The sequence below is a fragment of the Alteromonas sp. H02 genome (assembly GCF_059682525.1).
The window spans coordinates 3,024,410-3,047,007 of the sequence record NZ_CM185021.1; the positions used below are offsets into that span (position 1 = coordinate 3,024,410).

22 protein-coding genes are annotated in these 22,598 nt (G+C 48.6%); 14 read left to right on the plus strand and 8 right to left on the minus strand.

From position 1 onward, the window contains the following. Nucleotides 1-41: 41 nt before the first annotated feature. On the plus strand, nt 42-1,478 hold the full coding sequence (gene pyk / locus AC566Q_RS13960; protein WP_499607194.1) for a pyruvate kinase: 1,437 nt from the start codon (nt 42-44) through the stop codon (nt 1,476-1,478). 470 nt (nt 1,479-1,948) lie between these two features. Then, nucleotides 1,949-2,353 (plus strand): DUF4168 domain-containing protein, encoded by a 405-nt coding sequence (locus tag AC566Q_RS13965; RefSeq protein ID WP_499607196.1) that lies wholly within the window; start codon nt 1,949-1,951, stop codon nt 2,351-2,353. Between the two features lie 73 nt (nt 2,354-2,426). Here the strand turns inward: AC566Q_RS13965 and AC566Q_RS13970 are convergent, their stop codons facing one another. Beyond that, nucleotides 2,427-2,978 carry an NAD(P)H nitroreductase gene (locus tag AC566Q_RS13970; RefSeq protein ID WP_499607199.1) on the minus strand — a complete coding sequence of 184 codons (552 nt, stop codon included), beginning with the start codon at nt 2,976-2,978 and terminating at the stop codon, nt 2,427-2,429. A 112-nt stretch (nt 2,979-3,090) separates the two neighbouring features. Continuing rightward, on the minus strand, nt 3,091-3,663 hold the full coding sequence (locus AC566Q_RS13975; protein WP_499617514.1) for an HvfX family Cu-binding RiPP maturation protein: 573 nt from the start codon (nt 3,661-3,663) through the stop codon (nt 3,091-3,093). Between the two features lie 107 nt (nt 3,664-3,770). On the opposite strand from AC566Q_RS13975, the gene AC566Q_RS13980 reads away from it, so the two are divergent. The 3 genes from AC566Q_RS13980 to AC566Q_RS13990 all read left to right on the plus strand — a co-directional run bounded on the left by AC566Q_RS13980 (nt 3,771) and on the right by AC566Q_RS13990 (nt 6,412). Beyond that, nucleotides 3,771-3,959 (plus strand): hypothetical protein, encoded by a 189-nt coding sequence (locus AC566Q_RS13980; protein WP_499607201.1) that lies wholly within the window; start codon nt 3,771-3,773, stop codon nt 3,957-3,959. A gap of 90 nt (nt 3,960-4,049) precedes the next feature. Continuing rightward, nucleotides 4,050-5,927 carry a signal peptide peptidase SppA gene (gene sppA / locus AC566Q_RS13985; RefSeq protein WP_499607204.1) on the plus strand — a complete coding sequence of 626 codons (1,878 nt, stop codon included), beginning with the start codon at nt 4,050-4,052 and terminating at the stop codon, nt 5,925-5,927. Then, complete coding sequence (locus tag AC566Q_RS13990; protein ID WP_499607207.1) at nt 5,924-6,412, plus strand: SprT family zinc-dependent metalloprotease; 489 nt, start codon at nt 5,924-5,926, stop codon at nt 6,410-6,412. Before sppA ends, AC566Q_RS13990 begins: the two co-directional genes overlap by 4 nt. Here AC566Q_RS13990 and yfbV read toward each other — a convergent pair. After that, nucleotides 6,409-6,855: a terminus macrodomain insulation protein YfbV gene (gene yfbV, locus AC566Q_RS13995; protein WP_123325696.1), complete on the minus strand. Its 447-nt coding sequence runs from the start codon at nt 6,853-6,855 to the stop codon at nt 6,409-6,411. The genes AC566Q_RS13990 and yfbV overlap by 4 nt on opposite strands. A gap of 352 nt (nt 6,856-7,207) precedes the next feature. Here yfbV and trxB point away from each other — a divergent pair, with 352 nt between their 5' ends. The 4 genes from trxB (at nt 7,208) to infA (ending at nt 10,037) form a co-directional block, all read left to right on the plus strand. Beyond that, nucleotides 7,208-8,161 (plus strand): thioredoxin-disulfide reductase, encoded by a 954-nt coding sequence (trxB, locus tag AC566Q_RS14000; protein ID WP_105933964.1) that lies wholly within the window; start codon nt 7,208-7,210, stop codon nt 8,159-8,161. 47 nt (nt 8,162-8,208) lie between these two features. Further along, entirely contained in the window at nt 8,209-8,943 is a 735-nt protein-coding gene (gene aat / locus AC566Q_RS14005; RefSeq protein ID WP_499607212.1) for a leucyl/phenylalanyl-tRNA--protein transferase, read from the plus strand. Nucleotides 8,944-8,948: 5 nt separating this feature from the next. Beyond that, the gene (locus AC566Q_RS14010; RefSeq protein ID WP_499607215.1) at nt 8,949-9,713 is read left to right on the plus strand and encodes an arginyltransferase; all 765 of its coding nucleotides are present in this window, start codon (nt 8,949-8,951) and stop codon (nt 9,711-9,713) included. Between the two features lie 105 nt (nt 9,714-9,818). After that, entirely contained in the window at nt 9,819-10,037 is a 219-nt protein-coding gene (infA, locus tag AC566Q_RS14015) for a translation initiation factor IF-1 (RefSeq protein ID WP_014949333.1), read from the plus strand. Between the two features lie 99 nt (nt 10,038-10,136). On the opposite strand, the gene clpA is transcribed toward infA, so the two are convergent. Beyond that, complete coding sequence (gene clpA / locus AC566Q_RS14020; RefSeq protein WP_499607219.1) at nt 10,137-12,416, minus strand: ATP-dependent Clp protease ATP-binding subunit ClpA; 2,280 nt, start codon at nt 12,414-12,416, stop codon at nt 10,137-10,139. A 27-nt stretch (nt 12,417-12,443) separates the two neighbouring features. Further along, entirely contained in the window at nt 12,444-12,764 is a 321-nt protein-coding gene (gene clpS / locus AC566Q_RS14025; protein WP_499607222.1) for an ATP-dependent Clp protease adapter ClpS, read from the minus strand. A 209-nt stretch (nt 12,765-12,973) separates the two neighbouring features. Here clpS and cspD point away from each other — a divergent pair, with 209 nt between their 5' ends. Further along, a complete protein-coding gene (cspD, locus tag AC566Q_RS14030; protein ID WP_070175905.1) occupies nt 12,974-13,192 on the plus strand; it encodes a cold shock domain-containing protein CspD in 219 nt (72 codons plus the stop codon). Between the two features lie 305 nt (nt 13,193-13,497). Here cspD and AC566Q_RS14035 read toward each other — a convergent pair whose 3' ends face one another. The 3 genes from AC566Q_RS14035 to AC566Q_RS14045 form a co-directional block, all read right to left on the minus strand. Further along, entirely contained in the window at nt 13,498-14,406 is a 909-nt protein-coding gene (locus AC566Q_RS14035; RefSeq protein WP_499607224.1) for a hypothetical protein, read from the minus strand. Between the two features lie 572 nt (nt 14,407-14,978). Beyond that, on the minus strand, nt 14,979-15,908 hold the full coding sequence (locus AC566Q_RS14040; RefSeq protein ID WP_499607227.1) for a hypothetical protein: 930 nt from the start codon (nt 15,906-15,908) through the stop codon (nt 14,979-14,981). Between the two features lie 154 nt (nt 15,909-16,062). Continuing rightward, a complete protein-coding gene (locus AC566Q_RS14045) occupies nt 16,063-18,288 on the minus strand; it encodes an NADP-dependent isocitrate dehydrogenase (protein WP_499607229.1) in 2,226 nt (741 codons plus the stop codon). A gap of 443 nt (nt 18,289-18,731) precedes the next feature. Here AC566Q_RS14045 and AC566Q_RS14050 point away from each other — a divergent pair, with 443 nt between their 5' ends. From AC566Q_RS14050 to purB, 4 genes are all read left to right on the plus strand, one after another. Further along, nucleotides 18,732-19,352, plus strand: a complete 621-nt coding sequence (locus AC566Q_RS14050; protein WP_499607231.1) for a pseudouridine synthase — start codon at nt 18,732-18,734, stop codon at nt 19,350-19,352. A 93-nt stretch (nt 19,353-19,445) separates the two neighbouring features. After that, on the plus strand, nt 19,446-20,561 hold the full coding sequence (gene mnmA / locus AC566Q_RS14055) for a tRNA 2-thiouridine(34) synthase MnmA (protein ID WP_499607234.1): 1,116 nt from the start codon (nt 19,446-19,448) through the stop codon (nt 20,559-20,561). Further along, nucleotides 20,561-21,187: a high frequency lysogenization protein HflD gene (hflD, locus tag AC566Q_RS14060; protein ID WP_499607236.1), complete on the plus strand. Its 627-nt coding sequence runs from the start codon at nt 20,561-20,563 to the stop codon at nt 21,185-21,187. Before mnmA ends, hflD begins: the two co-directional genes overlap by 1 nt. 14 nt (nt 21,188-21,201) lie before the next feature. Next, complete coding sequence (gene purB / locus AC566Q_RS14065) at nt 21,202-22,578, plus strand: adenylosuccinate lyase (protein WP_499607238.1); 1,377 nt, start codon at nt 21,202-21,204, stop codon at nt 22,576-22,578. Nucleotides 22,579-22,598 lie beyond the last annotated feature (20 nt).

Here is a 22,598-nt window from a genome sequence, read left to right on the forward strand (position 1 = left end):
ACTGGTTGTCCCACATAAACTATTAACAAGCGATAACACACATGACTAGAAGAACGAAAATCCTGGCTACTTTAGGGCCTGCTACAGACACGCAAGAAAAAATTGAAGCGATTATTGCCGCCGGAGCAAACGTAGTACGCATGAATTTTTCCCATGGCCAGGCCGAAGATCATATCGAGCGCGCCAAGCGTGTCCGCGCTGCTGCTGCCAAGCTGGGCAAATACGTAGCGATTTTAGGCGACCTGCAGGGGCCAAAAATCCGGGTTTCACGCTTTACCAACGATAAAGTTTTCCTTAATGAAGGCGACCCGTTTGTGCTGGATGCAGAGCTTGACCGCGATGCAGGTACTGAGCAACAGGTTGGTATCGATTATAAGGCGCTGCCTGACGATGTTAGCACCGGCGATATCCTGTTACTCGACGATGGCCGTATTCAATTAGAAGTGACCGGCGTTGATGGCCGCAAAGTGCTGACTAAAGTAACTGTAGGCGGCAAACTGTCTAATAATAAAGGCATCAATCGTCTGGGTGGCGGTTTGTCTGCTGAAGCACTGACTGAAAAAGACAAGCGTGACATCCTTACTGCCGCTGAAATTGGCGTTGATTACCTTGCAGTCTCTTTCCCACGCAGCGGTGCAGACCTGAACTATGCCCGCGAACTGGCCGAAGCAGCCGGCTGTAAAGCCAAAATCTGCGCCAAGGTAGAACGCGCTGAAGCCGTTGCTACGGATGAAGCCATTGATGACATTATCAGCGCATCAGACGCGGTAATGGTTGCCCGTGGCGATTTGGGTGTGGAAATTGGTGATGCAGAGCTGGTTGGTGTTCAGAAAAAGCTGATCGCCCGTTCTCGTCAGTTAAATAAGGTGGTTATCACGGCAACTCAGATGATGGAGTCGATGATTGAAAGCCCAATGCCTACCCGTGCAGAAGTAATGGACGTGGCTAACGCTGTACTGGACGGTACCGATGCGGTAATGCTCTCAGCAGAAACTGCGGCGGGTAGCTATCCGGTTGAAACCGTAAAAGCCATGGCCCGTGTTTGTGAAGGCGCAGAAACCCACCCAAGTGTAAAAATCTCCAAGCACCGCATGGACGAACTATTTGGTTCAGTGCACGAGACTATCGCTTTATCAGCGGTTTATGCTGCTAATCACTTACCGGGTGTAAAGGCTATTGTAGGCTTAACAGAAAGTGGCAGCACGCCGCGTCTGATGTCGCGTATCACCACTACCCTGCCGATTGTTGCCATGTCACGTCACGAAGAAACGCTTAATCTGATGGCGTTATACCGTGGCGTAAAACCGGTTTTCTTTGACTCTCGCGACAGTGCACCCGGTGAGCTGCGTAAAGATGTCGTAGCCCTGCTGAAAGAGAAAAACCTGGTGGAGAACGGTGATATCGTGATCCTGACCCACGGTGACCGCATGGAAACTATCGGCGCCACTGACGCGATCAAAATTATCGTCGTTGAATAAAACCAGCAATACGCTGCATGCTGAAGCCGGGAACGCCAATGGCGGTCCCGGCTTCGCTATTACTAACACTCCACAACCATCTAGTCGCCTGCCCCGTAACATTTTCATTAATCGCCAAAGCTCTCGACAACCGTTTCCCCCTAAACCTATTTATGCAGTGTTAACCTGAGTGACTTGTTAGTGCTTGCGATTTCCAAAAAATGCCCCGCCACTGGCGCAGCCAGACAATTAAAACCAATGCCCCCATGTCCATAGAATTCTAGTGCCCATGTAATTTTGCATGACATCCCGCCGCCACCGTGAAAAATTGCGACACATTCTGAAAGCGAGACCAGTTAGCGCTGAGAAAATAACCACCAAAATACAATAAACCATTGTTTAAATTAATGATTTACAACCTGGCATAGCACTCGCTTTGTAAAATATGACATTCCCTGTAATGGGGTCATTCATCAAATTGGAGTGTATATATGACACGACTTGCAAAACTCATTGCCTTAACGCTTTCTCTAACCACCGGCGCAGTTTCTTCGGTTTACGCAGCCCAGAAAGTGCAGGACAACGAAAAAGCAATGAATCAAATTCAGACTTCTGTTGAACAACAACAGTTTGATGATTCAACGTTACAAAAATTTACCGTGGCGATGTATGCAGTACAAGATGTCGCGAAAAAGTTTGAGGTTAAGCTGCAACAAGAGCAATCCACCGAAAAACAGCAGCAACTGCAAACCAACGCGCGTGAAGCGATGGTAGACGAAATAAAACAAGCTGGTCTGGAGGTAAAAACTTATACCACTATCGCTCAGCGGGTGCGTCAGGATGAAGCGCTTCGCCAACGGATAATGAACATCGTTAACGATCAGGATAATAGCTAGCCTTTCCTATCAGCAATGCGCCACCGACAGGTGGCGCTTTTTTTCTCAGTAAAGAGCAGTGTCAGAATAGCCGTTATGCAAAGACAGTAAAGTAGTCTTCCGGTTCAAGTTCTGGCTTGGGTCCTGCGTCTTGTGCTGGCGTACCCAGATATAAAAAGCCAACAATTTCGTTGTCGGCAGATACACCCAGCCCTTCTTTTACAATATTGCAATGGGCATAATCGCCGGTGCGCCACATGCCCTGAAAGCCCTGGGCAACCGCAGCCATTTGCATGGCCATAGCCGCACAACTGGCCGACGCGAACTGTTCTACCTGAGGCACTTTTTCGTGTTCCTGATAGGCCGTGGTGATCACAATAATCATCGGCGCACGGGTAGGTAACTGCGGCGCGCGCTGTATTTCACGTTCCGTTTTATCATTATCAATAGCAGACTGCTCAAACAGTGCACCGAGCTTGTCGAGTCCTTTGCCCTCACACACTATAAATCGCCATGGCTTAAGTGCCGCGTGATCCGGCGCCCGCAAAGCCGCGCGTTTAATATTATCCAACGCCTCGCCAGCCGGTGCCGGCGCGGTTAGTCGGGGCTGTGAGCGACGATTGATAACAAGTTCCAGTGCATCCATGGTGCTCTCCTTCTGGCAAAATAATTAGTTTACCCGTGCTGATACGGGCTATTTCACAAAAAGACCAGCATACTGGCAAGCGATTTTAGTGCAATCCCTGCAATATAATTTATTAGTGATTAAAATGCCGCGCCAGATAATAATCAATACTCACATAACGCCCGCCACCAAAGCAGAACAGCACCATAAGCATAATAAAATAAGTAGCGGCAAACTCTATACCGTTATTCAGGATCACAAAGTTACCACTGGATGTCAGCCAGTCGATATAACCGTGTTCGTTAAGAATAGCTTTCGCTGCAGAGAGCTTCTCAGGGGCCGCCATGACAGATTCATTTGTTAACAGCGTACCATCGGCCAGCCAGCTGCCTGCATCGGCAATAGCCGGCCATCCGTACTGCCAGTGGACGGTAATCATGGCCACTACCATGGTTATCATTAAAGGAATAGCGGTTAGCCGGGTAGCCAGGCCTAGCACTAAAAACGCAGCCCCAATAAACTCACTCAATGCAGCCAGGCCAGCCAGTAAAAATGGCAGCGGCAACCCCAACCCGTAGTCCGGATTACCAAACCAGTCTACCGTGCTGTCGAAGTTAGCCAGTTTCTGCCAGCCCGCCTGAGCCATAACCGGAGCCAGATATAACCTTGTTAGTAACAGGGGAATACCGTTCAGGGATGCTGCCATCCCATTTAATTTAGTATTTAACTTACGGATAATTGCGCTCACCACGGTTTACCTCAATAATGCCAATTACGATTAAGACCGCGGGGTAACGTTATTTCTTTCAATCGATGAGTCGTTTTTCTCAGTTAATGCAAAAAGGTCAGCGCAAGGTAAATTACAGGCAACGTCAGGGACGCCTGTTAATGACCCTGTCTGATGAACAGCACAAAGCCATTGCCAGGTTGATTCAGCAATGGCTGGATGACAGTGCTGATCAACCAGTTGCATCCTCTGCCGAGAAGAAGCGTCATAGATAAAGGCAATAACATTTCATTACAAAATTAACTCGCGATAATTTTTTGAATCGATAACATTAGGTTGTTTTGTTAATTAGGTAAGTAGTCAGTATGGCCGAAAAAAGTAAAAGCTGGACCAAAGCGCTGTTTGTGGGGTTATGGACTGCCCTGAATTTTTGTCGAAAATTATTTTTCAACGTTGTGTTTCTGGTCATTATCATAGGCATTATCGCAGTGGCCAGCCGTGAAGAGAGCGTCCCACAGGTAACCCCTGGCAGCGCCCTGATGCTTACCCTTAATGGCGCACTGGTCATTCAGAAAACAGCGGTAGATCCGGTATCTGAGTTTCTTCAGGAAGCATTTGACGAAGAGCCTGATAACCCGGAAGTGCTGGTTCGCGATGTGGTTAAAGTGCTGGAGAACGCCAAGGCTGATAAGCGTATTAAGGCGGTAGTACTTAACCTGCAGGGCTTACGTGGCGGCGGCCTGGATAAGCTGCGTACCATTGCTGAAGCCATCGACGATTTTAAAACCTCCGGCAAACCTGTACTTGCCGTTGGCGACTACTACACGCAGTCTCAATATTACCTGGCAGCCCATGCCGACAAAGTGTACCTCAACCCTATCGGCGGCGTCTCAATCGACGGTTACGCCAATTACGGTATGTACGTAAAGCGTGCGCTGGAAAAGCTCAAAGTGAATATGCACATTTTCCGTGTAGGTACGTTTAAGTCGGCGGTTGAACCCTATATCCGCGAAGATATGTCTGACGCAGCCAAAGAAATGAATGAACGCTGGCTTAACCAGTACTGGGCGCAATATAAAACCGATGTTGCCGCAGCGCGCGGTGTGGACATCAATAACTTTGACGAAAGTCTTGAGGTGATGCTGGAGAACTTCGAGCAGGCCGGTGGCAACTCTGCCCAGTACGCCATTCAGAAAGGCTGGGTAGACGAAGTTAAAACCCGCGAGGAAGTGCGTCAGGAAATTATTGCCCTGGTTGGCAAAGACGAAAATAACCGTGCCGGTTTTAAACTCACCACCTACCGCAACTACAACCGGGTGATTAATCCGCCTATGCCTATGGTTACCCGTCAGGGCGATAAAGTGGCCGTAGTAGTGGCTAAAGGCACTATTATGGACGGTGAACAGCGCGCCGGTAACATTGGTGGCAACAGCACCGCACAGTTACTGCGTCAGGCCCGTCTTAATGACGAGGTTAAAGCGGTCGTGCTACAGGTAGACTCGCCAGGAGGCAGTGCATCAGCGTCTGAGATTATTCGTCAGGAAGTGCTTAATTTGCGTAGCGCCGGCAAGCCAGTGGTTGTATCAATGAACACTTACGCCGCTTCCGGTGGTTACTGGATTTCGGCTTCGGCAGATAAGATTTTTGCCAGCCCGAGCACTATTACCGGTTCCATTGGTGTGTTTGCTGCACTGGCTACCTTTGAGGATGCTGCCGATTACCTGGGCATTGATACCGATGGTGTCGCCACTACCGAAATGGCCGGATTTTCCACTTTGCGCGGTATTGACCCCATGTATAAGCAACTTATTCAGCGCAGTATCGAAAGCAAATACAGTGAATTTTTAAGCCTGGTTGCCAGTGAACGCGGTATGGATGTTAGCGCCGTTGATGATATTGCCCAGGGCCGTGTATGGATTGGCACCGATGCGCTGCAGATTGGCTTAGTGGATGAGCTGGGTACGCTGGATGATGCTGTAACCGCGGCTGCCGACCTGGCCGGTGTAGAAGATTACGATACCGTTTATGTTACCCGTAAGCTGTCTGAGAAAGAGTTGTTCTGGAAAGAGTTTTTTGGTCAGGCGGTTATCTACGCCCTGAAGCTCAATCTGATTGATAACAACAATATTCTGACAGGTCTGGTACGTGAAACCATGGCACAGGTTGATCTGATCTCATCGCTCAACGATCCACAAAACATTTACACCCTGTGTGTGCGCTGCAGGGTGATGGACAATCATTGATATCCGCCAGCGATAAGCAGTTACTCAATGACCGTCTCGAGGAATTATACCTCGGGGCGGATAGCTATTTCAGGCGAACGTTTGTTCGCCCTACCCTTACCTTCAGACGCAGTGGCCGCCATGCAGGCACAGCGTTTTTACAGCAGAACAGGATAAACCTACACCCGGTATTGTTTGCTCACAATCAGCAAGCTTACTTTTCCGACGTGCTGCCCCATGAAGTCAGCCACCTGTTGGTTTATCAGTTGTACGGGCGGGTAAAGCCCCACGGTAAGGAATGGCGGGCAATGATGCAGGAGGTGTTTAACTGTGCCCCCGAAACCCGCCATGAATTTGATTTATCACCACTGAATATCCCCAGTGCGCGCTATCGTTGTGGCTGTGGAGACGTTGAGTTGAGTATCCGCCGGCATAACGCTGTAGTACGCGGCCAGCGGCAGTATCAGTGCCGCAAGTGCAAACAGATATTACAACCGGCAGCTTAAAACCACTGACGGGTAAACGCCTTATCCAAATCTTCGAAAGCCGTTTTTAGCAGGCGGGCTAATTCGCGGTAACGGGGCTTATGCTGCGGGTTTTGCACCGCACACCCCTGGGCCCGCATTTTGGTGAGGATTTCCTGATACCAGTGACGTAACTGTGGCGGCAGGGTCTGATTAGATCGTTTGCCCAGCCACAGTAATCCCTGCATTGGCATACTCAAAAAGAAAGCGCCAACGGCAAGGGCCTGAGGTAAATAATCCGTACCAAAGGTATTAAGCATGGTAGCGCAGGCTAGTACAGCCACCGGAGGCATAAAGCGCACCGCAAATCGGGTAGCTGCCACTACACGGCAATCCGGAAATAAGGTGTAAAGCTCGCGCTTTAACGGCCAGGTTTTCATGTATTCCTGTCCGTCTTTAAGCATAGTGGTAACTGACTGGGCCATAGTGAACCTCGTAAGTGATAACCGCAACCCTGGGTGGCTATACCGTTGCAAGAGTAAATGCCTGTTTACTAATAATAGTCCGGAATGTCGAAAATGGTTTATTTAACGATGAATTTCCGGGCCGCTTTTAAGATAATATCACAGCCGGGTATTGAAAGTATTCGATTCGACCGCACAATGTCTCATAATAACTTATGATTGCAGGGTGGCAGGTAATCTGTAGCATACGCAACTGCGTATAACTGACCCTATTACGGTGCAGTGTTATTGCAAATAACCTTTCACCTACCGCATTAACCAATACGATGTGCTTGTCGCGTACTGCTGCGTCAGGCGTTAACTGGAGAAAAACATGGCAGAAAGCAGACACGTTCGTCTACTCATTCTTGGTTCAGGCCCGGCTGGTTACACCGCCGCTGTTTATGCAGCCCGAGCAAACCTGTCCCCGACCCTGATCACCGGTATGCAACAGGGTGGCCAGTTAACCACTACCACCGAAGTAGAGAACTGGCCTGGCGATCCGGAAGGCCTTACCGGACCTGATTTAATGGTTCGTATGCAACAACATGCCGAGAAATTTAATACCGATATCATCTTTGATCACATTAATAAAACGGACTTAAGCAAGCGTCCGTTCACCCTTTACGGTGATAGCGGTACTTATACCTGTGATGCCCTGATCATTGCGACCGGCGCGTCAGCAAAATATCTGGGGATGCCTTCAGAACAGGCATTTATGGGTAAAGGTGTGTCTGCTTGTGCAACGTGTGACGGCTTTTTCTACCGTAACCAGAAAGTGGCTGTAATCGGTGGTGGTAACACCGCTGTTGAAGAGGCGCTCTATTTATCTAACATTGCTTCTGAAGTACATGTGATTCACCGCCGTGACAGCTTCCGCAGCGAAAAGATCCTGGCCGACCGTCTGCTTGATAAAGCAGAAAACGGTAATGTGGTACTACACCTTAACCGCACTCTCGACGAAGTACTTGGCGACGAGATGGGTGTGACCGGCGTACGGATCAAAGCTACCGACTCTGATGCCACCGAAGAACTGGATGTAATGGGTCTGTTTGTTGCCATCGGCCACAAGCCTAACACCGACATCTTCGACGGTGAGCTGGATATGAAAGACGGCTACATCACAGTAAACAGTGGTACTAACGGTATGGCAACACAAACCAGCGTGCCAGGCGTATTTGCTGCCGGAGATGTGTCTGATCATATTTACCGTCAGGCGATTACCTCAGCCGGCACCGGCTGTATGGCAGCGCTTGATGCGGAGCGTTTCCTGGACGCACAGGAATAATCCTGACTGGCGGTGGCTGTAGAGCCTCCGCCAGCCATGCTTTTTGCATGATTAGCCTGCCCTATTTAGACCCTGATACGCCCTTTCCTCCGGTCGACCATGCACTGGACGATCCCAATGGATTACTCGCTTATGGTGCCGATCTTTCGCCCGGCAGATTGCTGACAGCTTATAGTCAGGGAATTTTTCCCTGGTTTAGCGAGGGTGAACCCATTTTATGGTGGAGCCCCTCTCCCCGGGCCATTATTCCACTCGAAGGTTTTCGTGCCAGTACCAGCCTACGCAAACTCATGCGTAAACAACTTTACCAGGTCACGCTTAACCAGGATTTTACCGCAGTAATTCGCCAATGTGCGCATATCCCGCGTATTCAGTACGGCCAGACATCCACCTGGATAACCGAAGATATGATTGCCGCTTATCAGGCACTGCATGAATTAGGCCTGGCTCATTCGGTTGAAGTCTGGAAAGATGATAAGCTCGTAGGCGGCCTGTATGGCGTAGCAGTAGGTAAAGTGTTTTGCGGCGAGTCGATGTTTCACTGCTTGCCAAATACCTCCAAACTGGCCCTGGCCTATCTGGTGAATCATATGCAGCATCACGGCGGTGATTTTATCGATTGTCAGATGCCCACGGAACATCTTATGAGTCTGGGGGCAGTGAGTATTGAGCGTGATGCGTTCATTTCCCGTCTGAACAATAGCAATCAAACTCTTGATCAGGAGGGCTATATTTGTTCAGATTATCAGCAAACCTGGTGCGCTCAAGCGTTAAGTGAATAACCTGTATGAAATTTGGCATAACCCAAACATTCGACTGTAGCTACCTGCCTCGTAAAGAGGAGCAGCTCCTGGTGTATGTGGGCAGCCATTCAGATTGCGCAGTGCATTATCCGCAGCTGATACAGGCAGGATTCCGCCGCAGTGGCGAACAGGTATACCGCCCCTATTGCCAGCAATGTAGAGCCTGTCATTCTATTCGGTTGCCTGTGGCTGATTTTGCGCCATCACGAAGCCAGCGCCGATTGCTCAATAAAAATAAAGCCTTCACCACTCGTACCACTACCCAAACCAGCGAAGATTACTACCCGTTGTACGAGCGTTATATCACTGAACGCCACGCAGACGGCAGCATGTATCCGCCAAACCCTGCACAGTTTGAGAGCTTTCTCGCCTGTGAGTGGAACTCACCTCTGTTTGTTGAGGCCTATGATGGCGACAAACTCATTGCTGTCGCGGTAACAGATATCATCGATACCCGCGATCATTGCGATGGGTTTTCGGCAATGTATACCTTTTATGATCCGGATTATCATCACCGCTCGCTGGGCACCTGGATGATTCTGCAGCAGATCCATCATACTCAGGCACAAAACAGGCATTACCTGTATTTGGGCTATCAGATAGATGACTGCAATAAAATGAACTATAAAAATAGGTTTTTACCCCACGAACGCTATTTTAATCATCAGTGGCATCGCTTTGAAAATGCGCAACAGGTGAGTGAAATGGCCAGCCGTAGCAACGATTTGATGATTGATTTAGTCCGCTAGGTCAGCATTTCGCCAATTAGCTTATTTAATTCTTTACTTATATCTATGAATTGGTTAATGTCTGCGCGGCGAAAAATTTGTGATTAATTGAGGTTATTGCTTTAGATGGCGAAAGAAGATTGTATTGAAATGGAAGGTACGGTGCTTGATACCCTGCCAAATACCATGTTCCGTGTTGAATTAGAAAACGGTCACGTAGTGACTGCGCATATCTCTGGAAAAATGCGTAAAAACTATATCCGCATTCTGACCGGTGACAAAGTGACAGTGGAAATGACACCCTATGACCTGACTAAAGGTCGTATTGTCTATCGTGCGCGTTAATTCATACCGGCCTACGCCAGCTTACGCGATAATGTGATAAGCATAAAAAAACCCGAACCAAGTGTTCGGGTTTTTTGTTAGTTGTGTACGGCGTCCGGATTAATCACTGGACTCGGCGGCCGACTCAGTCTGATCTTCAGAGTTATAAACAAACACCAGTTTGTCGTCTTCTAAATCGACTCTTACATCACCACCGTTGCTCAATTTACCGAACAACAGCTCGTTTGCCAGCTCTTTCTTCAGCGACTCCTGAATCAGACGAGACATCGGGCGTGCGCCCATAGACTTGTCGTAGCCTTTTTCAGCCAGATGTGCTCTTGCTGCCGGTGACACTTCCAGTGAAACACCTTTGGTATCCAGCTGTGCCTGTAGCTCGATAATAAATTTATCCACCACCTGTAGAATGACATCGGTATCAAGGTGATTAAACCAGATAATCGAATCCAGACGGTTTCTGAACTCAGGTGAAAACACCTTGTTGATTTCACTCATGGCATCGTGGCTGTGATCCTGCTGTTTAAAACCAATAGATGTTCGGATAGTTTCCTGAACGCCCGCATTGGTCGTCATTACCAGTACCACGTTTCTGAAGTCCACTTTACGGCCGTTATTATCGGTTAGCGTACCGTGATCCATAACCTGCAACAGAATGTTGTAAATATCACTGTGCGCCTTTTCAATCTCATCAAGCAGCACTACCGAGTACGGGTGTTTGATTACCGCATCAGTCAGCAGACCACCCTGATCGAAGCCCACGTAGCCAGGAGGCGCACCAATCAGGCGACTCACGGCGTGACGTTCCATATACTCAGACATATCGAAGCGCACCAGCTCAACGCCCATAATCTTCGCCAGCTGTTGCGTTACCTCGGTTTTACCTACACCGGTAGGACCAGCAAACAGGAAAGATCCAATGGGTTTCTCTTCTGTACCAAGACCCGCGCGGGACAGGTGAATGGCATCAGACAGCGACTCAATTGCTTTATCCTGACCGAATACCACCATTTTCAGGTTACGTCCCAGATTTTTAAGCACTTCTTTATCTGACGCAGAGACCGATTTTTCCGGAATACGCGCCATCTTGGCAATGATTTGCTCAATCTCGCCCACATTTATGACTTTTTTACGCTTAGACTGTGGTAGCAGGCGCTGGCTGGCGCCGGCCTCATCCATCACGTCGATAGCTTTGTCTGGCAAGTGACGCTCGTTAATATACTTGGCCGACAGCTCTGCTGCCGCCTGCAGTGCTTTTTGCGTAAAGCGCACGCTGTGGTGCTCTTCATAGCGTGATTTCAGGCCCTGCAAGATCTTGGTAGTGTCAGTTACACTTGGCTCCACCACATCGACTTTCTGGAAACGACGCGCCAAGGCACGGTCTTTCTCGAAGATACCCTGATATTCCTGGTATGTGGTTGAACCAACACAGCGCAGTTCACCTGAGCTCAATTTTGGCTTGAGCAGGTTAGACGCATCCATTACACCGCCAGATGCCGCACCGGCACCAATGATAGTGTGGATTTCATCGATGAACAGGATGGCGTTTTTATCTCGCGATAACTCTTTAAGAATGCCTTTTAAGCGTTTCTCAAAGTCGCCGCGGTATTTGGTACCGGCCAGTAGGCCACCCAGATCTAACGAGTACACTGTGCATTCTTCGATAACCTCAGGCACCTGTTTTTCTACGATGCGGTAAGCAAGCCCTTCAGCGATTGCAGTTTTACCTACGCCGGCCTCCCCCACCAACAGCGGGTTATTTTTGCGACGACGACATAAAATCTGAATAGTCCGCTCCAGTTCAGTGTCGCGGCCTATAAGTGGGTCGATTTTCCCTTCCTGCGCCTGACGGTTCAGGTTGGTGGCATATTTAGCCAGCGCTGAGCCGGATTCATCACCTTCAGCGGCTTCTTCACTGGCTTCATTGGATTCGGGCGCTTCGTCTTCTGCTTTGCTCACGCCATGGCTGATGAAATTCACTACGTCCAGGCGGGTTACGTCAGATTTTTTCAGTATATATACTGCCTGGCTTTCCTGCTCACTGAAAATGGCCACCAGGACATTAGCGCCGGTGACTTCTTCTTTACCCGATGACTGGACATGAAAAACGGCACGCTGTAACACACGCTGAAAACCCAGTGTTGGCTGAGTTTCGCGATCGCTGGCCTGATCATCGAGGATTAACGGTGTGGTATCCTTCACAAACTCTACCAGCTCGCCACGGATATTATCGATATCTGCGCCGCAGGCTTTGAGGGCTTCCTGAGCAGCAGAATTATCTAACAAGGCCAACAGCAAGTGCTCAACCGTCATAAATTCATGACGATGCTCTCTTGCGAATACAAAAGCCTCGTTTAACGTCTGCTCTAATTCTTTATTCAGCATATACATTGCCCCTGTTAGGTTTATAACTCACGCCTGCTCCATCGTACACATCAACGGGTGTTGATGTTTGCGGGCATATTGATTGACCTGCATGACCTTTGTTTCTGCTATCTCAGCAGTATAAATGCCACATACAGCCTTGCCCCGGTAATGAACGGTCAGCATCAGTTGGTTTGCTTTTTCAGCATCCATTCGGAAAAAACGCATCAGAATTTCTACCACGAAATCCATTGGCGTGTAGTCATCATTGTTCAATAGGACCTTATACATCGGAGGCGGTTCAGTTTTCTTCCTCTCCTGATCGAGTAAGCGTTCCTTATCGATACTTATGGCGTTACCTTTACTCATAATTTAATCATAGTGCGTCTGCAAGCAATTTATCATCTTTTTACCATTAATTTGTGCGGAAAAAAATAAAATGCGCTTGCATAATGCGGTCAAAATATCTACAGTTTTAATATGTTTTGTGAGTGACGCACAAGACTAGCTGTCCCATGCCTTAATTGTATTGTGGGGGCAGTTTCCCGTGAGTTCAAGGATTAAGAGGAAGTCGATGTATGGCGGTTGGCAAAGTTAAATGGTTTAACAACGCGAAAGGGTTTGGATTTATTGTGCCCGAGGAAGGTGGCGAAGACATTTTTGCTCATTACTCAACAATACAAATGGAAGGCTATCGATCGTTAAAAGCCGGTCAGGAAGTAACCTACGAGGTTCAGCAAGGCCCTAAAGGCCTGCATGCCGAGAACATAGGTATTGTCGAAGACGAAGAGCGTTAACGCGCGCCAAAGAAATAGATTAAGTAACAAGCCTTACCCGGTAATCGAGTAAGGCTTGTTTATGCGACCACAAAAAGGCTGGTTTCCAATATCCGACGTATTTTTTTGTGCCTGACTAGTTTTTATTCCTCTTATTACTTTCAAAACAAGCAAGTCTTATTTGACTAACGCTTTACCTGGCTTTTCAGAGCTCAATCCACCTGCCCCTCACTGATTATTACGTTTCTACTATTGGCTGTGACTTCACTCACTGAGTGCACAAAGCGATATTATTTAGCTAAGCTGGTACGGACATGAATTCTTAATCAATCAGTTCCATTTATAGCGATTGCCGGTTGCTTTGCTTTTAACGACAAAGCATTGATAGACAAATCTTGCTCTGTTAAACCACGATTAATATCAATGCCCTTATACCACCACTCGTGGGCATCAATACTAATTGGCCCGCGTACACGCTCAAAGAAGTGCGTGGGGAAGGTAAAGCCATCTATTTCGGTGTATTTAAAATAAGTGGTATCGGCATGTGCGCCCTTCGTGGCATCGAAGCCATCCAGAGTGATATGTACCCGATAAGTTAACGCCGATTGTTTGTTAACCCATAGCGTAACGTAATCGCGTTCTGACAACCCAAAACCGGGGGTTAGCTGTGCGTTGATACGGTAATACGCGTTGCCATCTTCGGTTGTATCCGGCAGCCTTTGCCAGTTCTTTACCCTTTCATGTAACGCTAATGGGCCAAGGGTGAACAAGTAAAACGCGTCAGCGGTAAGTGCTGCCGCCGCATTTTTCTGCTCGTCACTGGTTATTACCCCGTTGTACGCCACTTTTATCACGTTCGGCGTTCGATATACCCGCTTGGTTCCACCTTCCCCCTGATAGTTTGCAAAGTATAATTGCTCATTTAACAACAACCTTTCTTCAGATTGTTGCCGATAGTCGGCATCTGCAATTAACGGCTGAATTTGGGTAACCAGAAAATGCCACTCGCCATCAATTGCCACGTTTAAATCATTCAACTCATCAAAGTTTGCACCGCCGTGTTTCTCAAACGTGAGGGCGAAGATATCATCAGCCGTGCGATTGTCCGGTAGTCGCTGCATTACCTGCTCAAACTGAGGCGAGGTTTTTGCACAACCACCACAAACTATTATCAGCGCCAGCAGCACATACTTATTTTGCAAATTATTTAAAAAACCGGATAGAGGAAACGCCATTTCGAATCTCTTTAACTGTGATACGTGTGTATGAGTGTTATACAGCGAAGCAGTCGTTGTGGATTATTAATCGTCTTAGCAAATAACACCCGCTTAACGGGCAATATCAGGTAGGGTAAAAGTGACGGGAGCCTGCGTATTAGTGTCGCAGCGAGCCTGACAACGAATTAATGCCTTTATGAGAAGTCGACTCAGATCAACAAACCTTGAATAGATCTTAGATGCACGAAAACAGACTGTTTAAGGTAAGCCAGCCTTTTGAGGAGTTCCCTGATATCGCTCGGCGATTCAGGGATGACAAACTTGGATAATTTCAGGTATTACGAAGGGTGCCGAAGATGTCTGCTTTACGCCTGAAACATTTAACCAGTGTCGAGCTACCAGATTAGATAGCTCTTAATCCAAAGAATTCTGCAAGTGCATGAGTCACTATCCCCTGGTAATCACTTCGGTACAGTCAATCAGGCGATTTCCCATCATTACTCACATCAGGAGTAAGCAGCCGAATCATCATTAGCATTCCGGCCGCACTTCCCCCATACACGTAAAAGCTTTCACTGCCCTGTCTGAGCTTAATTGCTCGGGCTGGTTACATTTGGCAGCACGAAAGATCTCACGTTACCGTGCAAGCGGATCCACAACCCCGGATTGGCATCCAGTAAACCTGCCAGTTCCGTTTTGTCCTTAGGTAATGAGGTTTGCCTTACTTTCGCGTAGGTGTTGATTTTCGCCGGCGCAGTCTCTGCGTCCACCACCGACTGTACCACTTTTTTAGCGCTCAGTATGGCTGCGGGCCCCAGGGTAAGAATGAATTGCGCAGCACGGCACTGAGCTTCATCCTCCGCGCTAATGTCGCTGCCGCCGGCTTTGAACTTACTGATATGGTGCTCAAGTATGGAGCTGGAGATGGGGATGATGCCAGCCATATGATGAGCCTTGGCACCGGAAAAAGGTTTAATGTAAGCCAGGTGAGAGGCGTCATTGGCCTCCGGCCCGTGGCCAATAAAGAAAATATCCAGACCGCCTGAATTTTCAAGCTTATTAAGGTAATCAGTTAATGCCCCTTCCAGATCAGGGGTATCGGTTTGCATGGGCGTAAAGCTTTTAATTTTTGCAAAAAAGGCTTCACCGAGGATGCGTTCGAAATCACGCACAAAACTCAGACCATTCCCCATAGCCAGCGGTGCCAGGGCATCCTGGGTAAACACATTGAGCCGGGCTAACAGTTCATCGATTTCGTTGCTAGCGGCTTTCTCACCGAGTAGGCGATGTAATTGCTGGGCACCACGCCCTCCAAGCAAGGCAATGTTAATGTCGCCGGTTTTCGCTGCTGCCGTGCTAAGCAGCTCCTTAAACATGGCTTCGCCCACATCGACTTCAGACGTTAACACTATGGGCTCAATGCCATGATCAGTCGCAGAGGCAAGGACCGGCTCATTATGTGCCAGCCATAGGTTGCCATTTTTATTTTCGCGTTGAAAAAGAGACGTTGCTGTGGTCATTTTTCACCTGTCGCGTTGTTAGCAAAACGTAAAATTTGTCGTTTAAACGGTACCAAGAAGGCAATTAAAATACCAGTGCCACCGGTAGCATTTTATCTAATAAAAAACCGGCCGAAGCCGGTTTTTTTAAATAAATCAGAAACTAATGATTTAATTAAGCGCCAAGAATTTCGTTAAACGTCGCACTTGGGCGCATTGCTGCGGCAGTTTTCGCTTCGTCAGGCAGGTAGTAACCGCCGATATCCTGAGGCTTGCCTTCGGTTTCGTTGATTTCTTCAATGATTTTATCAACGTTTGCCGCCAGCTTATCGTAGATAGGTCCAAACTGAGCAGCCAGTTCGGCATTTTCAGTTTGCTTGGCCAACTCTTCTGCCCAGTACATGGCCAGATACACGTGGCTACCACGGTTGTCCAGTTGACCCACTTTACGTAAAGGCGACTTGCCATTATTCAGCAGTGCTTCTGTGGCTTTATCTAATGCAACGGCCAGTTGCTTGGCTTTTGCATTACCGTGCTTAATCGCCACATCTTCAAGCGAAACCGCCAGCGCCAGGAATTCACCCAGTGAATCCCAACGTAAGTGACCTTCTTCAACAAACTGTTGAATGTGCTTCGGTGCAGAGCCACCAGCGCCTGTTTCGTACAGGCCACCACCGGCCATCAGCGGCACGATTGACAGCATTTTCGCACTGGTACCCAGTTCAAGAATTGGGAACAGGTCGGTCAGGTAGTCACGCAGTACGTTACCGGTAACCGAAATAGTGTCCAGGCCACGAATCGCGCGTTCCATTGAGTAACGGATAGCACGAACCGGTGACATGATTGAAATATCCAGGCCGTCTGTGTCGTGATCCTGCAGGTACTTCTCTACTTTCTTGATCAGCTGTGCATCGTGTGCGCGCTCATCATCCAGCCAGAATACTGCCGGCATGCCAGATTGACGGGCACGGGTAACAGCCAGTTTTACCCAATCCTGAATCGGTGCGTCTTTGGCCTGACACATGCGCCAGATATCGCCTTCTTCCACTTCATGCTCAATTAGTACGTTGCCGTCCTGATCAACAACCTGAACGGTACCGTCAGCTTCCATTTCGAAAGTCTTGTCGTGTGAACCGTACTCTTCGGCTTTCTGCGCCATCAGGCCAACGTTAGGTACTGTACCCATAGTAGTTGGGTCGAAGGCACCGTGAGTCTTACAGAAGTTGATTACTTCCTGATAGATAGTCGCATAGGTACTTTCCGGGATAACCGCTTTAGTATCGTGTGGCTTTCCATCCGGCCCCCACATCTGACCAGAGTTACGGATCATCGCTGGCATAGAAGCATCTACGATTACGTCGCTCGGTACGTGCAGGTTAGAAATACCTTTGTCTGAGTTTACCATCGCCAGTGGTGGGCGATCGGCATAGCACTTGTTAATGTCGCGCTCAATCTCAGAACGCTGAGACTCAGGTAAAGTTGAAATCTTGTCGTAAACGCTGCCCAGACCGTTGTTTGGATTAACGCCCAGCTCGTCAAACAATTCACCGTACTTTTCGAACAGCTCTTTGTAGAAGACTTTAACGCAGTGACCAAATACGATGGGGTGAGACACCTTCATCATCGTCGCTTTTACGTGCAGAGAGAACAGAATACCCGTGTTCTTAGCATCTTCGATTTGCTCTTCGAAGAACTGACACAGCGCCTTTTTGCTCATGTACATGCCATCGATAACTTCACCAGCCAGCAGGTCAACTTTTGGCTTCAGGGTCTTCTTGCTACCGTCTTTGCCGGTAAACTCAATGCTTACATGGCCTTCTTTTTCAACGGTTACTGATTTTTCACCTGAATAGAAATCACCGCCGCGCATGTGCGCTACGTGAGTTTGTGAAGCCTGGCTCCATTCACCCATGCTGTGCGGGAATTTTTTCGCGTAATTCTTAACTGCAGTGGGTGCACGACGGTCTGAGTTACCTTCACGCAGAACCGGGTTTACTGCAGAACCCAGTACTTTTCCGTAGCGTTCGCGAACGTCTTTTTCTTCGTCAGTTTTTGGATCTTCAGGGAATTGCGGAACGTTGAAGCCCAGTGCGTTCAGCTCTTTAATCGCCGCGCGCAGCTGCGGGATAGAGGCACTGATGTTCGGCAGTTTGATAATATTCGCTTCTGGATCCTGCGTCATTCCGCCTAATTCGTTCAGGGCATCAACCACTTTTTGGTCGTCAGTCAGATAATCAGGGAAATGGGCCAGAACACGTGCGGCTAGAGAGATATCACTTACTTCAACATCGATATCAGCTTCGGCGGCAAAGCGACGAATAATGGGTAACAACGAGTAGGTGGCCAACATTGGCGCTTCATCGGTTTTGGTATAAATAATTGTAGACTTACGGTTGGTCATTATGTACCTCAATAGTTGCAGTAGCTGGCTGCGTTTTTTCCATTCAACAAATTCCAGCCGCTTATTTCAGACTATTACGTTCTGACAAGAGACCGGATCTCGTGATTTTCCTAAGTACCTACATGTGTCAACCTGAAGGGAGTATCGATTCACGCACGCAAAAAACTCAGCATCCACTTTACTGAGTATTTAATTCACTAATTTTACAGGTTGACGCTGGCCATGTAATGCACATGAATCATAAGGTCTTTAGTATAGGGTCAAGCGAACCAGTTACAAGTCATACCTTTGTCTTAATTACGAAAAAATGGTTAATAAATTAGTTTTCATGGGTAATTATTCAACAAGGCGTACAAAAATTCATCACCAGCAGGTTCCCGGTGTGCTTAAACAACAACTTTGATAAACTGTTTACTCAAATCACACCGGCCAGCAATCGTTGCATGACTTCAACCGTAATTCTGTTCAATAAACCCTATATGGTGCTTTCGCAGTTCACCGATGCTGAAGGCCGTGAAACCCTGAAAGATTATATTCAGGTTCCCGATGTCTACGCAGCAGGACGGCTCGACCGTGACTCAGAGGGATTACTGGTACTTACCGACAATGGCGCGTTGCAGCATAAACTCGCCCATCCAAAAGCCAAAACCAGCAAAACTTACTGGGTTCAGGTGGAAGGCGAAGTATCCAATGAAGCCATTGAAGCCTTACGCACTGGAGTGGAATTAAAAGATGGCCTGACCCAGCCTGCCAAAGTACAGCGTATGGCAGAGCCAGCGGTATGGCCTCGCAATCCGCCTATTCGGCAACGGGCAAATATTCCAACCACCTGGTTGTCCATCACAATCAGCGAAGGCCGTAACCGCCAGGTACGCCGTATGACCGCCGATGTGGGAAACCCTACCCTGCGACTTATCCGCTACCGGGTAGGCAACTGGACGCTGGATGGCATCGCCAATGGTGAATACGTCAACCTGCCTGGCCCGCCAATGAAACCGGTCGGTAAGGCAAATAAACGCCCTGCCCGACGGAGCCGGCCCAAACAACGGCAAAAAACACGTTGAGCGCCGCAAAAAGGCGCTTTTAAAGGTGCCAAAAGTTGCATTTTCTGGTAAACTCCGCGCCCCGTAAATAACATGAGAGTGCACAGTAAAATAATGTCTCAGCTTGCCACTTCGGCCCCCAATAAACAAAAAGTCATCGTCGGTATGTCCGGTGGTGTGGATTCTTCTGTTTCTGCTTATTTGCTCCAGCAACAAGGCTACGAAGTTGAAGGCCTGTTTATGAAAAACTGGGAAGAAGACGACAACGACGAATACTGTGCCGCGGCTGAAGATCTGGCCGATGCCCAGGCAGTTGCCGATAAGCTGGGTATTTACCTGCACACGATTAATTTTGCCGCCGAGTACTGGGACAACGTGTTTGAGTACTTCCTGGCAGAATACAAAGCCGGTCGCACGCCGAACCCGGATATCATGTGTAACAAGGAAATTAAATTTAAGGCTTTCCTTGAATACGCTGCCGAAGACTTAGGTGCCGACTTTATCGCCACCGGCCATTATGTGCGCCGCCGTGAAGTTGACGGCCACTGGCAGATGCTGCGCGGTCTGGACAACAACAAAGACCAAAGCTATTTTCTCTACACTCTGGGTGAAGAGCACGTGGCTAAAACGCTGTTTCCGGTGGGTGACATCGAGAAACCACAGGTTCGGGAAATCGCCGAGCAACAAGGCCTGGTTACCGCCGGTAAAAAAGACAGTACCGGCATTTGTTTTATCGGCGAACGTAAGTTTAAGGACTTCTTAAGTCAGTACCTTCCGGCCCAGCCTGGTATCATCGAAACCGCCGAAGGCGTGGAAATTGGTCAGCATGAAGGCCTGATGTATCACACGCTGGGGCAGCGTAAAGGCTTGCACATTGGTGGCCTTGCCGAGTACGGCGACGATCCCTGGTATGTGGTCGACAAAGACGTTGAGCGCAACGTGCTTATCGTTGGACAGGGTGCCAACCACCCGCGCCTTTATTCTGACGGTCTGATTGCAAAGCAATTGCATTGGGTTAACCGAACAGTGCCAACCGAGCCATTTCGCGCCGCCGTGAAGACCCGTTACCGCCAGCAGGATATTCCTTGTCTGGTTACGCCCATTGGCGACGATCAGGTAAAGGTGACCTTCGACGAACCGCAAAAAGCAGTTACGCCCGGTCAGTCAGCGGTGTTTTATCAGGACGAAGTCTGCCTGGGTGGCGGCATTATTGAGAGTTATTTACGCTAATGTTGGATACAGCCATCGAAAAACAACTGGGTCTGGCGGGTGTTTGTCAGGCCGCGCGACTGGTGCAATCGATTGCCCGAACTGGTGAAGCCGATAAGCAAGCAGTAGAAGCCAGTTTATCAAGCATTCTGGTCACCGATTCAGACACCACACAGCAGGTGTTTGGCCAGTTAGAAAATTTAAAAACCGGTTTTCAGGTTATCGTCGCGCAGTTAGGCGATCATAACTCTAAAAAAGACACCGAGATGACCCGCTATATCGCCAGTGTTCTGGGGCTCGAACGAAAACTGGCGCGCAACAGTAAAGCCATGAATGAGCTGGGTGAGCGAATCTCCCATGTACAACGCCAGCTGGCGCATATGGACTTTGAAAGCCCGCAGATTTTATCGTCGCTGGCGAGTATCTATTCAGACGTAATTAGCCCGTTAGCGCCAAAGATTCAGATTGCCGGTAATCCCAGTTGCCTGAGTCAGCCACTCAATCAACACCGGGTTCGGGCCCTATTGCTGGCGGGTGTTCGCGCCGCCGTATTGTGGCGACAGCTGGGTGGTCAACGCCGACAGATTTTATTTAAACGTAAAGCAATTCTACGCAGTGCCCAGCAGGCGCTGAGATTAATGAACTAATTGAGGAGCAAAAGGTGGAACTATCCCAATTAACGGCAATTTCTCCGGTCGATGGTCGGTATGCCTCTAAAACAGGCGAGTTACGGTCTATTTTTAGTGAGTACGGCCTGCTTAAATACCGGGTTGAAGTTGAAGTCCGATGGTTACAAAAACTGTCCAAGCTGGACGGTATCACCGAAGTCCCTGACTTTTCTCCTCAGTCGCATAAACTGCTCGACAGCATTGTGGCAGAGTTTTCGGTAGACGATGCCCGCCGCATCAAAGAAATCGAACGTACCACCAACCACGACGTAAAAGCAGTAGAGTATTTCCTTAAGGAAAAAGTCGCAGATAACAGCGAACTGAACGCTATCAGTGAGTTTATCCACTTTGCCTGTACCTCAGAAGACATCAATAACCTGTCGCATGCCCTGATGTGCACTGAAGCACGCAATACCGTTATCCTGCCTTACTGCGATAAGCTAATCGATGCGCTTAAAGATCTGGCCCGCGAATACCGTAGCATTCCAATGATGGCGCGTACGCACGGTCAGCCGGCATCGCCTACTACCATGGGCAAAGAAATGGCCAACGTAGCCGTGCGCTTACAACGTCAGCGCGACCAAATCGCGGCAGTGAGCCTGCTGGGTAAAATTAACGGTGCGGTGGGTAACTACAACGCTCACCTGTCGGCGTACCCTGAGCTGGACTGGCATACTATCTCTGAAGAGTTTGTCACCAGCCTGGGCATTACCTGGAATGCCTTTACCACGCAAATCGAGCCGCATGATTATATTGCCGAGCTGTTTGATGCCATTGCACGTTTTAACACTATCCTGCTGGACTTCGATCGTGACATTTGGGGTTACATTGCACTGGGTCACTTTAAGCAAAAAACGATTGCGGGCGAAATTGGCTCCTCTACCATGCCGCATAAAGTTAACCCTATCGACTTTGAAAACTCTGAAGGTAACCTGGGCATCGCTAATGCTATTTTCGATCACCTGGCAGCCAAACTGCCGGTATCACGCTGGCAGCGTGATCTGACCGACTCAACGGTACTGCGTAACCTGGGTGTTGGCGTTGGCTATGCGGTTATCGCATATCAGGCCACGCTTAAAGGCATCAGCAAACTGGAAGTTAACGAGCAAAGCCTGCTTAACGAACTGGACAATAACTGGGAGCTGCTGGCAGAGCCTATTCAAACCGTTATGCGTCGTTACGGTATCGAAAAGCCATATGAAAAACTCAAAGAGCTGACCCGCGGTAAGAAAGTGAATGCTGAGGTGATTAGTGAGTTCATCGATAATCTTGAGATGCCACAAAGCGCCAAAGACCAGCTGAAACAGCTGTCTCCACAGGCCTACATTGGTGACGCAATCCGTCTGGTAGATCAGTTACTGGGCGAATAGTCCTTTGCTACGCTTGGCAA